This is a genomic window from Novosphingobium ovatum (genome assembly GCF_009909235.1).
In the GTDB taxonomy this organism is placed as follows: Bacteria; Pseudomonadota; Alphaproteobacteria; order Sphingomonadales; family Sphingomonadaceae; genus Novosphingobium; species Novosphingobium ovatum.
In genome coordinates, this window is sequence record NZ_JAAAPO010000004.1 from 66,720 (window position 1) to 78,729 (window position 12,010).

Below are 12,010 nucleotides of genomic sequence, written 5' to 3' on the forward strand. Positions count from 1 at the left end.
CGCTGCACACAGGCGTCATCGCGGCTGGCCGGATGCCCGGCAGGTCAATGTGCCCGTCTCGCGCCGCGGTGTGCAGAAATAGGCCGACAGCGCGCGCTCCAGCATCAGGGCGGTTAGCGCCAGAGCAAAGCCCATCAGCATGTCCGACAGGTAATGTGTGCCTTCGACCGGCGTGGACAGCAGCATCGCCACATTCAGCGGCACCAGCACATAGCGCAGCCGCCGCATGGGCCATGCCGTGACGATATACAGCGTGGCACACACGGTGTGAAAACTGGGGGCGCAGACCAGTCCGCGCAGCGCGCCCAGATTGATTTCGCCGAATGTGTGTTGGCGCAGGGCCGGGATGATGCTGCCCTGATACAGGTTGGTGGTGGGCATATAGGGGATCGGCCCATGCCACAGATATTCCAGCGCGCCTTTGGCCGGAAACAGCGGGAACAGTGCCAGCGTCATCGCCGCGCCCAACCAATAGGTGAACAAAAAGCGCTGCGCGGCCGATCGGTTGCCCGACCATGCGATCGCCCCCAGCAGAATGACCGGCGAGACATAGATCGACCCATATGCCGCCGCGCCCAGATGTTGCAGGATCGGGTGGTGGATGACGGTTTGATACCAGGTCAGCCAGTTGAAATGCAGTTTGGCGTCAAGTCCGGCCAGAAAGGGATCGACAAAGCCCTGCGTGTCGCTGGCCGCGGCATAGGAAGCGACCCCGCCGATGGCGCTGGCGCAGATCATCAGCATTGCATATTCGGAAAAATCGCGGGTGCGGCGTTGTGCCGGCGTCAGGCCTGGATGGGTCAGGAAACGGGCCAGCCCCAGCGCCGCGATGATCCCGACAAACAGCCCAAATGACCCGTCGCGCCAATTGATGCCCAGCCCGTTTTGCACCATCAACCCGGCCACGACCGCACCACTGCCCATCAAGGCCATCGCCAGCCAGCGCAGCGGAATGCCTGGCCGGTCTGGGCGCAAGGACAGGGTTTCAGGGGTTTGCCCAACAAGGCCAATGGGTTGTATGGTCATGGGTAGGCGTTCTCTTGGGGCAAAAGCCTGAATATCCGAGGGCTGGGCTATCTTGGGTCAGAGGGTGGGGGCGCCCGAAGATTGGCGCGTCCTTGTTGGCTTGTCACAAAAAGTTCAAGGGAAAAGGTGCAAGGTGAATATGTGACGGTGTTGCGGCGATAATGTCGCCATCAGCCTGGATCGGAATGCCGGGCGCGGCATCGACAGTGATTGTCCGGGCGCTTTGCCGGTGCCACAGCCGACTGCCCAGTGCGGGGTGCACAATCGCGGCCAAGGCCAGACGCAGCAGATTGCGCCGTCCGGCGCGGGGCAGGATCAGCACCTGAAAGCTGTCATTGCGCGTGCTGGCCCGGCGGTCGATCATCCACGGTCCGGCATAAAACCGGCCCTTGCACACGAACATCGCCTCGCCCTCGACACTTTGCCCGTCCACCTTGAAGCGGAAACTGTGCCGAGGCCAACGCCAGAGCATGCCCAGCGCCGCCACTCCATAAGCCAGCCGCCCGATCCGCCGTTTCAGCCAAGGCGAGACGCGCGCGACGACTTCGGCATCGGGCCCTACCGAGGCACAGCACAAAAAGGCCTCATCATTGATCAGGCCGAAATGGCTGGGCTGTGGCTTTCGTGTGGAGACAAGCCCGGCAAAGCGTCTGGGATTGGCCGGATAGCGCCCTTCTCTGGCCAGCAGGTTGATCGTGCCCGAAGGATAGGTGCAATAGGCCGCCCTGCTGGCCGCTTCGCCGTTCAGATCGATCACCGTGCGCGCTGTGCCATCGCCGCCATAGGCGCAGATCAGATCCACCCGGTCTTCGGACGAAATGCGAAACGTCCGGCTGTTTTCCACGCGCACGTCATGGCCCTGCGCCATCAGGGCCTTGCGCAATTGCGCCAGCAGGTCGGGGCAAAAGCTGCCCGACGTGGGATTGAAGGCCAGCACAATCCGCAACCCGGGCAGGGGGGGATTGTCGGCGCTGGGGGATGGCGCATACGATGAGGAGAAGGGGGCGAATTCGGACAAAGCAGGCTCGTTTAGGGGTAAGAGGGCCGGTGGTAGCCATGATGCTGCCGAATATCCACCTTTGGAAAACGGGCGGGTCCTTGCTGCCACTACCGCTTGCCGAATGCGGGGCCGTCCATCAAGATGCAATCCGTTGCAAATTCAGTTTGATCGCCCATTCCGGGGGGCAATTCCAGAAAATCTGGCGCGCGGCGGGTTTGGGCAATCACGCAGGCAATTTTGCAAACATGCGCTGCTTGCGGGCGAATCGGGTCCATCCGTTGCCCTTTTGCGCCTGTTCGATCGCATCGGCTGCTCAACCACGGTTCCAGCTACCGGGCCAGCGTTTGCCGCCAATCTGTGGCCCTGTCTTTCCACCTTTGGCGATGCTCGCTAACGCGGGCTCGAGGCCGCGCGCAAAAGTGCTTTAACGTTTTGCCTGCGATTCTCTATGGAGGCTGGATTGGTTTTTTCCATCGCCACTTGCGCGGCTTTGCGCGACCGCCAGCCTGTATAAGGGCAGATCGACAGGTTTTTGAATTGCAATGAATTATCGCCATTCCTTCCATGCTGGCAATAGTGCCGATGTTGTGAAGCACGGGTTGCTGATCGCGCTTGTGCGGGCTTTGCAGCACAAAGACAGCGCGCTGACCCTGATCGACACCCATGCTGGTTGCGGGCTGTATGACCTGAACGGTGAGGAAGCCGGGCGCACCGGCGAGTGCACGCAAGGTGTGCTGCGGGTCTTTGCCGATCGGGACCCTTTGCTGGACGATTACCGTGCCGCTGTGCAGGCGGTAAATGTCGGGGCTGATGCCGGAGAGGGGCCACAGCTCTATCCTGGCTCGCCCAAGGTTCTGGCGCAGTTGCTGCGCCCGCAGGACGCCCTGATCCTGAACGAAAAGCATCCCGAGGACGCCTATACCCTGCGCGGCGTCATGCGCGGCACGCCCGCGGCGGTGCATCAGCGCGACGCCTATGAGCTTTGGCTGGCGATGGTGCCGCCCCGCACGCCGCGCGGTGTGGTGGTGGTCGACCCGCCGTATGAGCAGACGGACGAACGCGCGACGATCACAGCCACCCTTGCCGCGGCGCATCGCAAATGGGCGCATGGCGTGACCGTGATCTGGTATCCGCTGAAAGAGCGCTCCACCCATGCCCAGTGGAAGCACCAGTTGCGCAAGCTGGGCATTCCGAAATTCCTGAACGTGGAGCATTGGCTGTACGACAGCGATCAGCCCGGCATCTATAATGGTGCGGGTCTGTTCATCGTCAATCCGCCCTATGCCTTCACGCAGGCCCTGCCGCCCCTGCTGGAAGCCATGCGCGCCGCGCTGGCGCCCGAAGGGCATAGGGGCGAGATTACAACCGATTGGTTGGGCAAATAGATCAGCGCGCTTTTTGCCATTGTCGGCATGGCGGCGGCGCAGGTTGCAACAACACAATCGCGTCCGCGCGGCCCGCTGATCAAAGGTGACTGAGGGCCATCATTGCGTGCGATTTACGGTCACCGGCGAAAGGTGGCAGGCTTGGGGCGGCGCGCAATCGGGGTGAGCCCGCTTTTCCCTACCCATTCGGTACGGCGCGAGTCTTGATACGCGAAATGTTTGAAAAGATTGGCGCACCCGACAGGATTCGAACCTGTGACCCCTGCCTTCGGAGGGCAGTACTCTATCCAGCTGAGCTACGGGTGCGCTGGATGCTGGCCCGGTTAGCAGCGCTTTGCGTTCAGTGCCAGCCCCTTTCACATCCTTTTGCGGCAAAACTTTGCATTGGCTTGCGTTCGCCCGGTTTAGGGTTTTGGAAAGAGGCCGTGTGCTAGGACCAAGAGCATGAACGCCATGCCGCCCGAATTCCACGCCCAGATTGCCGCTCCGCAGGCTGATGCGACGCTGTTGGCGCAGTGGCGCGCCTTGGCCAAGGCGGCCAGCGCGATTGCCGCTTTGGCAGGGCCCAACGTGGCGCGGCAGGCGGATGAATGTGTGCAGATCCCGGCGGGGTTGACCGGCGCGTCACAGCGCCGTCAGGTGCTGATCAGCCAGACGATCGGCGATCTGGTTGCCGTAATGGAACCGGGGCTCAAGGCTTTGCTCGAGGTGCATGCGCGTGGGGTTTGCGCGCAAGCCCCGGCCTTGGCGTTGTGGCAGGAATTTGTCGCCGCGCGTCAGGCACTGGTGATGTTGGCCGCGCCGGCTGCCGACAATTGCGACCGCGTCTGAACGGCTGACCGCAATCGCCCTTTTGGGCGGGTTGCAAGTTCTCTTTATGTTCCTATGATGCGGGGCATGAACGCTCTGCTGCCCGATTCGCCCTGTCCGGTTGATCCCCTGACGCCCGGCGCCGTTGACGCGGCGGCGGTGGCGCGCGGGATTTCGCGGCTGTTTGCCCGCAACGATATCTGGTGCCTGCCTGAAATGCCGCTGCGCAATGGGCGGCGGGCCGATCTGATGGGGGTGGACGCCAAAGGGCAGGTGATCATCGTCGAGATCAAGGTGTCGCGCGCCGATCTGTTGGGCGATGGCAAATGGACCGACTATCTGGACCATTGCGACCGGTTTTTCTGGGGGCTGGCCGCGCATCTGGACCACAGTTGTATGCAGACAGAGGCGTTTCGCCCCGACAGTTGCGGGTTGATCGTGGCTGATGGCTATGACGCGGAAATCCTGCGCCCCGCGCCGTTGCAGCCCCTTGCCGCGGCCCGCCGCAAGGTGGAGGTGGAGCGGCTGGCTCGCGCGGCGATGCGGCGCCTCTCGGTGCTGGGAGATACGGCCGGGTTGCGTTAGGGAGGTGCGTTAAGGGGCGGAGGCCGGACGGGTCTGGATCCGCGCCAGCACTTCGGCCTTGGCCTGTGGGGCCATGGTGGGCCAAGCGGCGATTTCGTCCATGCTGCGGCGGCAACCGATGCACCAGCCGGTGGCAGTATCAATCCGGCATACGCGGTTGCAGGGGGATGGCGGGTCGATCATCGCGCGCTGTGTGGCGCGGCATCAGCCTATCGGCAAGCGTGCATTTTGATCAGGCGCGATGGCCTTTTGTCCATTTGCGCCCGCCCCCGCGCCGCGCCATAATCGCGCCATGGACCAGCCCACCCTGATCGCCGCGATCCTTTCCGCTTTGGCCATGACGGCGATTGTGGCGTTGCGCTATGTGCTGGCCAGCGGCGGCTTTGCCTGGGCCACCCATGTGAAAAAGCCGGGGCTGTATGGGCCGATGACGCGCCAAATCCGGATGGAGATCGGCTGGTCATTGGTGTCTTGCGTGATCTTTGGCCTGCCGGCGGGGATCGTCGCCTGGGGATGGAAAACGCATGGCTGGACGCGGATCTATACCGATGCGGGGGCGATGCCGCTGTGGTGGTGGCCGGTCTCGATCCTGATCTATTTGGCCGTACATGATACGTGGTTCTATTGGACGCACCGCTGGATGCACCGTCCGGCCGTTTTCCGCGTGGCCCATGCGGTGCATCACGCCAGTCGCCCGCCCACGGCTTGGGCCGCCATGTCGTTCCACCCGACCGAGGCATTGACGCAGGCGCTGGTCATCCCCGCCTTGGTGTTTGTCGTGCCGATTCATGTTGGCGCCTTGGGTGTGGTGTTGACGGTGATGACGGTGATGGGCGTGACCAACCACATGGGCTGGGAGATGTTTCCGCGCTGGGTGGTGCATTCGCGGCTGGGCAATTGGCTGATCACCGCCAGCCACCATCAGCGCCACCATGACCTGTATCTGTGCAATTACGGGTTGTATTTCCGGTTCTGGGACCGGTTGTGCCGCACAGACAAAGGGTTGGGACGATTGGACTGAAGCGCGCCGTCCTGACATTCGCCAGCCGATAATCCCGGCGCGCGTGGCTTGTCATGGGGCGGTCGGCGGCCTAGGCAATGCCCCGTGTCAGCCAGCCCCACCCCACCAACCTATCTGCCCGATACCGACAAAGGGACTTTCTCGCCATTTCGTTACCCGGCCTATCGGGCGATCTGGACGGCCAATCTGGTGTCGAACACCGGGTCGATGATCCAGACGGTCGCGGCCGCATGGCTGATGGCGGGGCTGACCCATTCGCATCAATGGGTGGCGATGGTCCAGACATCCTCGGTGGCGCCGGTGCTGGTGCTGGGGATCATCTCGGGCGCGATTGCCGACAATTACGACCGCCGCCGGGTGATGATCTGGGCGCAGCTGGGGATGTTGATCGTCTCGGCGGTGCTGGCGGTGGTGACGTTGCGGGGCGACATCTCGCCCTGGCTGTTGCTGGCCATGACGATGGGCGTGGGGGCCTGTACCGCGATGAACCAGCCTGCATGGCAGGCATCGGTCCGCATGCAGGTGCCGCGCGACGAAGTCCCGCAGGCGGTGTCGTTGAACGCCGTCTCGTTCAACGTGGCGCGCTGTCTGGGCCCGGCGATGGGCGGGCTGTTGCTGACCATGGCGCATGTGGGCTGGGCCTTTGCACTCAATGCGTTGTCGTTTGTTGGGCTGTTGTGGGTACTGTTGCGCTGGCGGCCGGATGCGCCGCCGCGCGTGCGCCGCCCGATGCTGCCCGCCATGGCCGAAGGTTTGCGCTATTGCGCGGGATCGCAGCCGATCCGCCGCGTGCTGGGCCGGGGGCTGACGATGGGGTTTGGCATCATCGCGTTTCAGGCGTTGCTGCCGATGATCGTGCGCGAAGGCCTGCATGGCACCGAGGTCAGCTTTGGCGTGGCGCTGGGGCTGTTTGGCATTGGATCGGTGTTGGCCGGGCTGGTGGTGACGCCGCTGCGGCGCAAATGGGGATCGCGCTGGGCGGTCAGCTTTGCCACGCTGGCCTTTGTGCTGGGGCTGATGCTGATGGCGCTGGCGCCGGGCTGGGGCGGCCTGGGGCTGGCGGCGGCGGCTTCGCTGATTGCGGGAATGGGTTGGATCGTGGGCATGACCACGCTGAACATCGTCATGCAATCCCATGCGCGTGAAGACATTCTGGGCCGCTGCATGTCGCTGTATCAATCAGTGACGTTCGGAGCGATGGCGTTGGGGTCGTGGGCGTGGGGGCTGGTGGCCGACTGGGTTGGCGCGGTACAGGCTTTGCAGGTGGCGGCGCTGTATCTGCTGGTCGGGCTGGTGGTGATGCGCTGGTGGTGTCCGGTCCCCGACAGTCATCGCCCGCCGGCCCGGACGGGCTGATCGCCAGGAATTTGGCGCAACTTTAAGGGTCCGTTTACCCAGTTGCGCCAAATTGCGCCCAACAGGGAATCGGGGCGCACAGCATGGATATCAACCACAGCCAGTATCAGGACCGCGTTCAGCCCGCGGACTGGGACGATGATGACATCGGCGAGGAAGTGCTGCCCACGGTCGGGCAGGACGAGCGCCGGATGCAGGTGCGCGCCTATAACCATTGGGCCGGGCTGTTGGGGGATGGCGCGGTGCCACCGATCGCGGCGCTGAAATTGGACCATGTGCCCGACATCGCGATCAACGCCGTGCTGCTGGATCTGAGCGCTGACGAGGCGGATCCGGGCATCAGCTGGCTGGGGGCCAAGCTGGCGCTGGAATCGGGTGTGGACCGCTTGGCCGTGACACGGCTGGCCGATGTGCCGGGCCAATCGCTGACGGCGCGGATCGGGACGCATTACCGGCAAGTGCTGATCAACCACGCGCCGGTGGGGTTTGAGGGCGAATGCGTCAACCAGCGCGGCGCGACGATCATGTATCGCGGTATCCTGTTGCCATTTGCCGATGCGGCCGGGCGGATTGCCCATGCGCTGTGCGTTGCCAACTGGAAGGAAGTGGCCGATGCTGGCCTGAGCGCGCAATTGCTGCGCGAGATCGGCGGCGCCTTTGCGCTGGATCTGCCTGTCGAGCGGGATCTGACGCCCGAGGTGCCGCTGGAATTATGGGCCGATGGGCCGCTGGCCGATATCGGGGCGATGGTCGATGCCACGCCCGATCCGGCGCAGGCGCTGGGCGAATTGCTGGATGTGGCGCGGGCTTTGGCGCGGGCGGCGGGCAGCGGGGGTGAGCGTAATCGCCATGCGCTGTATGCAGCGATTGGGGGCGCGCATGACTTTGCGCTGGCGGCACAGGATGTGCCCCATGCCTTGGCCGATCTGATCGCGCAGGCCGGGCTGACCGCACAGGCGCGCGCGCCGCTGATTCCGCTGGTCAAGCTGGTGTTTGGCGCGGCCTATGACAAAACGCGCCTGACCGAATACGCCACCGTCCTGACCCATGCGCAACGGCTGGGTCTGGGGCAGGGCGAATTGACCGCCTATCTGACGGTTGCACCGGGCGGGCTCAAGGGCATCATTACCGAGGAGCGCCGTTTGCGCCTGAGTGGTGAGCGGCCCCCGCGCGCCATGGAACCGGCCTTTCCGCTCGACGATCTGGCGGGTGCACCCACCTGCGCTCCGGCGCAACTGGCGCTGGATGGCGAATATGCCGTGGCGGTGCTGCGCCGTTTGCCCGATGGGCGGATCGTGGTGGTGGGCCAGACGCTGGAGGACCCGCGCCTGTTGGCCGATCTGGCGCGCCGGGTGGCCTGAGCCCCGGCAAAGGGCGCCGAAAATTTTCAGCACAGGTTCAGGCAGGCATGATACGCCTGCCGGCCAATGCCGATCCTGCGCTCTTCCTTCGCCCGGCCCGTGGCCCGTTGCCTGACCGCTTTGGCTGGTGTGCTGTTGGCGGTCCAGCCCGCCTATGCCCAATCGATCCTGCGCGACGCCGAAACCGAGGCCCTGTTCCGCGAGATGTCGGCCCCGCTGGTCAAGGCATCGGGGCTGGACCCCAAGAATGTCGATATCGTGCTGGTCAACGATCCCGATGTGAACGCCTTTGTTGCGGGGGGGCAGGCGGTCTATATCCATTCGGGCCTGATAAACGAGGCCGACTCCGCCAACGAGGTGCAGGGCGTCATCGCCCACGAGTTGGGCCATGTGGTCGGTGGCCACGCGATTGACGATCGCGGCGCGAAAAAGGCGGGCAATATCTCGATCCTCTCGCTGTTGCTGGGCGCGGCGGCGGCGGCGGCCGGCGGGGCAGAGGCGGCCATGGGCATTTTCATGGCCGGGCAACAGGCGGCGATGGGGCAATTCCTGGCCTATACCCGTGGCGAGGAGCAGGCCGCCGATTCGGCTGGCGCGCGTTTCCTGTCCACCGCCGGCATTTCGGGTAAAGGTTCGGTCGAGTTCTTTCACAAGCTGTTGGTGCTGGAAAACCGCCATGGTTTCACCCGCAGCGATGATGTTGCCTTCTATTCCACCCACCCGATGACAGATGATCGCATCGCCTATCTGACCGATGTGTACCAAAAGGACCCGGCGTGGACGCGCCCCAGCGATCGGGCGTTGGAGGCCCGTTTCGCGCGGGTCAAGGCCAAGCTCTATGGCTATCTGGCGCAGCCTGCCGATACGCTCAAGGCCTATCCCGAGGCCAATCTGTCGGTCCCGGCGCGTTACGCGCGGGCCTATGCCTTTCACAAGGATGGCCTGTTGCCCCGCGCGCTGGCCGAGGTGGACGCGTTGTTACTGACCGCCCCCAACGACCCCTATTTTCTGGAGCTGAAGGGACAGATCCTGCTGGAGGCAGGCCATCCGGCCGAGGCCATTGCCCCCTTGCGCCGCGCGACCGAGATGACCGGCGCGCAACCCCTGATCGCCACCACTTTTGGCCATGCGCTGTTGTCGGCGGACGAGCGCGTGGCCTCGACCGAGCATCTGGCCGAGGCGCAGCGCATCCTCAAGGCCGCGGTTGGGCGCGACCGCGAGAACCCTTTCGCATGGTATGTGCTGGGCGTGACATATGAGCGGCTGGGCGACCATGCCCGCGCCCGTCTGGCCAGTGCCGAACAGCAATCGCTCTCTGGCCGCTGGGCCGAGGCGATGGCCAGCGCCAGCGCGGCCATGGCGGGGCTGCCGGTGGGATCGTCCGATTACCTGCGGGCCGAGGATATCGCCATGGAGGCCCGCTCGGCTCTGGCCAAGCAGAAGAAGCGCCGGTAAGGCCCCGCCCATTCCCCTGTTTTCCAGCATAAGGCATTGATCAACATGACCCAGCCCACCCCCGTTGCGCGCCCCTTGTGGCAGGTCGGCCTGGTCGGGTTGGTGGGCGGCGTGGTGGGCGCGGCGCTGTTGCAGGCGGTGCCATTGCCGCTGCCGCGCGCGGGGGCGGATCAGGCGGTGCGCGATTATATCCTCTCGCACCCCGAAATCCTGCCCGAAGCGGTCGACAAGCTGCGCAATGCCGAGGCCGACAAGGCCATCGCCGCCGTCCGTCCCGAGGTGGAAAAAGCCTTTCCCGGCGCCGTTCTGGGCAATCCGCAGGGCAAGCAGGTTTTGGTGGAATTCATGGACTTTGCCTGTGGCTATTGCCGCAAGAGCGAGGAGGATGTCGCCCGCCTGATTGCCGCCAACCCGCAGCTCAAGGTGGTTCTGCGCCAATTGCCGATCCTCTCGCCCGAAAGCACGGATGCCGCCAAATGGGCGCTGGCCGCGGCCGAGCAGGGCAAATATGCCGCATTCCACCATGCGATGTATCAGGCGGGCCGTCCCGATGCTGCCGGCATCGCGGCAGCGGCCAAGGTGGCCGGGCTGGACATCACCCGCGCGCAGGCCACCATCGCCCGCCCCGACATCCAGGCCGAGATCGAGCGCAATCTGGATCTGGCGCGCAAGCTGGGGCTGAATGGCACACCCAGCTGGATCATCGGCGGGGCGGTGCTGGGCGGCGCGGTGGGCCATGACGAGCTGGCCAAGGCGATCGCGGCGCAGAAACAATGATCCGATCTGGCAACACGAGCATCGCATGGCGCGGCATTCTGCGCTAGGATAGGCGCGTGATGGCCGTTCTCCCTTTTCGCCCCACCCCGTTTTTCGCCAACAAGAACAAGGCGTTCTGGCGATTGCAAGTGCTGGGCTGGACCGGCGCGTTGTTGATGCGCTCGATGTCCAGTCTGGCCAATCAGCCCGCCAGCTTTCTGGTGCTGGTGCTGATCGCGACGATCACGGGGTTCTCGATCTCGTTGATATTGGCGGTGATCTATCACCAATTGATCGGTCAGCGCCCGTTGATCACATGGGGCGTCACGGCGGTGGTGCTGCCTTTGGCGGTGTCGCTGTGGGCGTTCATGGATGGCTGGGTGATCATGCTGTACCGCGCCGACGGGGCGGCCAATTTCGCGCAGTTGTTTATCGGTGTGTTCTACCTGGACGCGACGCTGCTGGGGGCGTGGTCGGCGCTGTATTACGCGATCAACTTCTACCTGAGGGTCGAGGAGCAGAACGACCAGCTGATGCGGCTGGAAAATCAGGCGACCAGCGCGCAACTGGCGATGCTGCGCTATCAGCTCAACCCGCATTTCCTGTTCAACACGTTGAATTCGATCTCGACCTTGGTGCTGCTCAAACAGACCGAGCCGGCCAATGCCATGCTGACGCGGCTGTCCTCGTTCCTGCGCTATACGCTGGTCAATCAGCCCTCCTCGCGCGTCACGGTCGCGCAGGAGGTTGAGACGCTCAAGCTTTATCTGGGGATCGAGCTGATGCGGTTCGAGGAACGGCTGCGCACCACTTTCCGCATCGACGATGGCTGCGAGGAGGGGCTGCTGCCTTCGCTGTTGCTGCAACCGCTGGTTGAAAACGCGATCAAATATGCCGTCACCCCGTCCGAGACCGGCGCCGAGATCACCATTGCCGCGCAGATGGTCGGCCAAAACCTTCGGATCACCGTATCCGATACGGGGCCGGGGTTGCAGGGCATGGGGGGCGACCACAGATTGTCGGGCATGAGCTTTGACGGAGGAGAGCCGGTGTCGACCGGCGTTGGGCTGGCCAATATTCGCGACCGGCTGGCACAGGCCTATGGCACGCAGCACCGCTTTGAAACCTATGAGCCGCCCGAGGGGGGCTTTGCCGTGACGATCGAGATTCCGTTTGAAAAACGCCCCCCCGTTACCCCCGCAATGCAGGCACTCAGCCAGCGTTCAGGCGGGATGCGCTGAATGCCCCTTTGCTT

12 protein-coding genes and 1 tRNA gene are annotated in these 12,010 nt (G+C 64.1%); 9 read left to right on the plus strand and 4 right to left on the minus strand.

The window, feature by feature from the left end; genetic code table 11:
• Positions 1 to 15: 15 nt before the first annotated feature.
• Positions 16 to 1,026, minus strand: coding sequence for a phosphatase PAP2 family protein (locus GTZ99_RS10445; protein ID WP_161718634.1), 1,011 nt, complete (start codon positions 1,024 to 1,026; stop codon positions 16 to 18).
• Between the two features lie 103 nt (positions 1,027 to 1,129).
• Positions 1,130 to 1,963: a diacylglycerol/lipid kinase family protein gene (locus GTZ99_RS10450; protein ID WP_161718636.1), complete on the minus strand. Its 834-nt coding sequence runs from the start codon at positions 1,961 to 1,963 to the stop codon at positions 1,130 to 1,132.
• 605 nt (positions 1,964 to 2,568) lie between these two features.
• On the opposite strand from GTZ99_RS10450, the gene GTZ99_RS10455 reads away from it, so the two are divergent.
• Positions 2,569 to 3,411, plus strand: a complete 843-nt coding sequence (locus GTZ99_RS10455; protein ID WP_161718638.1) for a 23S rRNA (adenine(2030)-N(6))-methyltransferase RlmJ — start codon at positions 2,569 to 2,571, stop codon at positions 3,409 to 3,411.
• 229 nt (positions 3,412 to 3,640) lie between these two features.
• Here GTZ99_RS10455 and GTZ99_RS10460 read toward each other — a convergent pair.
• A tRNA-Arg gene (locus GTZ99_RS10460) sits at positions 3,641 to 3,717 on the minus strand.
• Positions 3,718 to 3,855: 138 nt separating this feature from the next.
• Here GTZ99_RS10460 and GTZ99_RS10465 point away from each other — a divergent pair.
• Both GTZ99_RS10465 and GTZ99_RS10470 read left to right on the plus strand, forming a co-directional pair.
• Positions 3,856 to 4,242 carry a hypothetical protein gene (locus GTZ99_RS10465; protein WP_161718640.1) on the plus strand — a complete coding sequence of 129 codons (387 nt, stop codon included), beginning with the start codon at positions 3,856 to 3,858 and terminating at the stop codon, positions 4,240 to 4,242.
• 66 nt (positions 4,243 to 4,308) lie between these two features.
• Complete coding sequence (locus GTZ99_RS10470; protein ID WP_161718642.1) at positions 4,309 to 4,806, plus strand: MmcB family DNA repair protein; 498 nt, start codon at positions 4,309 to 4,311, stop codon at positions 4,804 to 4,806.
• 9 nt (positions 4,807 to 4,815) lie between these two features.
• Here GTZ99_RS10470 and GTZ99_RS10475 read toward each other — a convergent pair whose 3' ends face one another.
• Positions 4,816 to 4,989 carry a DUF1289 domain-containing protein gene (locus tag GTZ99_RS10475; RefSeq protein ID WP_161718644.1) on the minus strand — a complete coding sequence of 58 codons (174 nt, stop codon included), beginning with the start codon at positions 4,987 to 4,989 and terminating at the stop codon, positions 4,816 to 4,818.
• Between the two features lie 124 nt (positions 4,990 to 5,113).
• Here GTZ99_RS10475 and GTZ99_RS10480 point away from each other — a divergent pair, with 124 nt between their 5' ends.
• From GTZ99_RS10480 to GTZ99_RS10505, 6 genes are all read left to right on the plus strand, one after another.
• Positions 5,114 to 5,827, plus strand: coding sequence for a sterol desaturase family protein (locus GTZ99_RS10480; RefSeq protein WP_161719191.1), 714 nt, complete (start codon positions 5,114 to 5,116; stop codon positions 5,825 to 5,827).
• A gap of 84 nt (positions 5,828 to 5,911) precedes the next feature.
• The gene (locus GTZ99_RS10485; RefSeq protein ID WP_320076669.1) at positions 5,912 to 7,183 is read left to right on the plus strand and encodes an MFS transporter; all 1,272 of its coding nucleotides are present in this window, start codon (positions 5,912 to 5,914) and stop codon (positions 7,181 to 7,183) included.
• An 83-nt stretch (positions 7,184 to 7,266) separates the two neighbouring features.
• A complete protein-coding gene (locus GTZ99_RS10490; protein WP_161718646.1) occupies positions 7,267 to 8,544 on the plus strand; it encodes a PAS domain-containing protein in 1,278 nt (425 codons plus the stop codon).
• A 66-nt stretch (positions 8,545 to 8,610) separates the two neighbouring features.
• Complete coding sequence (locus GTZ99_RS10495; RefSeq protein WP_161718648.1) at positions 8,611 to 9,999, plus strand: M48 family metalloprotease; 1,389 nt, start codon at positions 8,611 to 8,613, stop codon at positions 9,997 to 9,999.
• A gap of 45 nt (positions 10,000 to 10,044) precedes the next feature.
• Entirely contained in the window at positions 10,045 to 10,776 is a 732-nt protein-coding gene (locus GTZ99_RS10500; RefSeq protein ID WP_161718650.1) for a DsbA family protein, read from the plus strand.
• A 59-nt stretch (positions 10,777 to 10,835) separates the two neighbouring features.
• Entirely contained in the window at positions 10,836 to 11,996 is a 1,161-nt protein-coding gene (locus GTZ99_RS10505) for a sensor histidine kinase (RefSeq protein WP_161718652.1), read from the plus strand.
• Positions 11,997 to 12,010: the final 14 nt, after the last annotated feature.

Coding starts and splice junctions, on each gene's coding strand:
- GTZ99_RS10475 (WP_161718644.1), bottom strand. CDS start 4,989: ATGATCGACCCGCCATCCCCCTGCAACCGCGTATGCCGGATTGATACT.
- GTZ99_RS10455 (WP_161718638.1), top strand. CDS start 2,569: ATGAATTATCGCCATTCCTTCCATGCTGGCAATAGTGCCGATGTTGTG.
- GTZ99_RS10505 (WP_161718652.1), top strand. CDS start 10,836: ATGGCCGTTCTCCCTTTTCGCCCCACCCCGTTTTTCGCCAACAAGAAC.
- GTZ99_RS10495 (WP_161718648.1), top strand. CDS start 8,611: ATGCCGATCCTGCGCTCTTCCTTCGCCCGGCCCGTGGCCCGTTGCCTG.
- GTZ99_RS10465 (WP_161718640.1), top strand. CDS start 3,856: ATGAACGCCATGCCGCCCGAATTCCACGCCCAGATTGCCGCTCCGCAG.
- GTZ99_RS10445 (WP_161718634.1), bottom strand. CDS start 1,026: ATGACCATACAACCCATTGGCCTTGTTGGGCAAACCCCTGAAACCCTG.
- GTZ99_RS10470 (WP_161718642.1), top strand. CDS start 4,309: ATGAACGCTCTGCTGCCCGATTCGCCCTGTCCGGTTGATCCCCTGACG.
- GTZ99_RS10500 (WP_161718650.1), top strand. CDS start 10,045: ATGACCCAGCCCACCCCCGTTGCGCGCCCCTTGTGGCAGGTCGGCCTG.
- GTZ99_RS10490 (WP_161718646.1), top strand. CDS start 7,267: ATGGATATCAACCACAGCCAGTATCAGGACCGCGTTCAGCCCGCGGAC.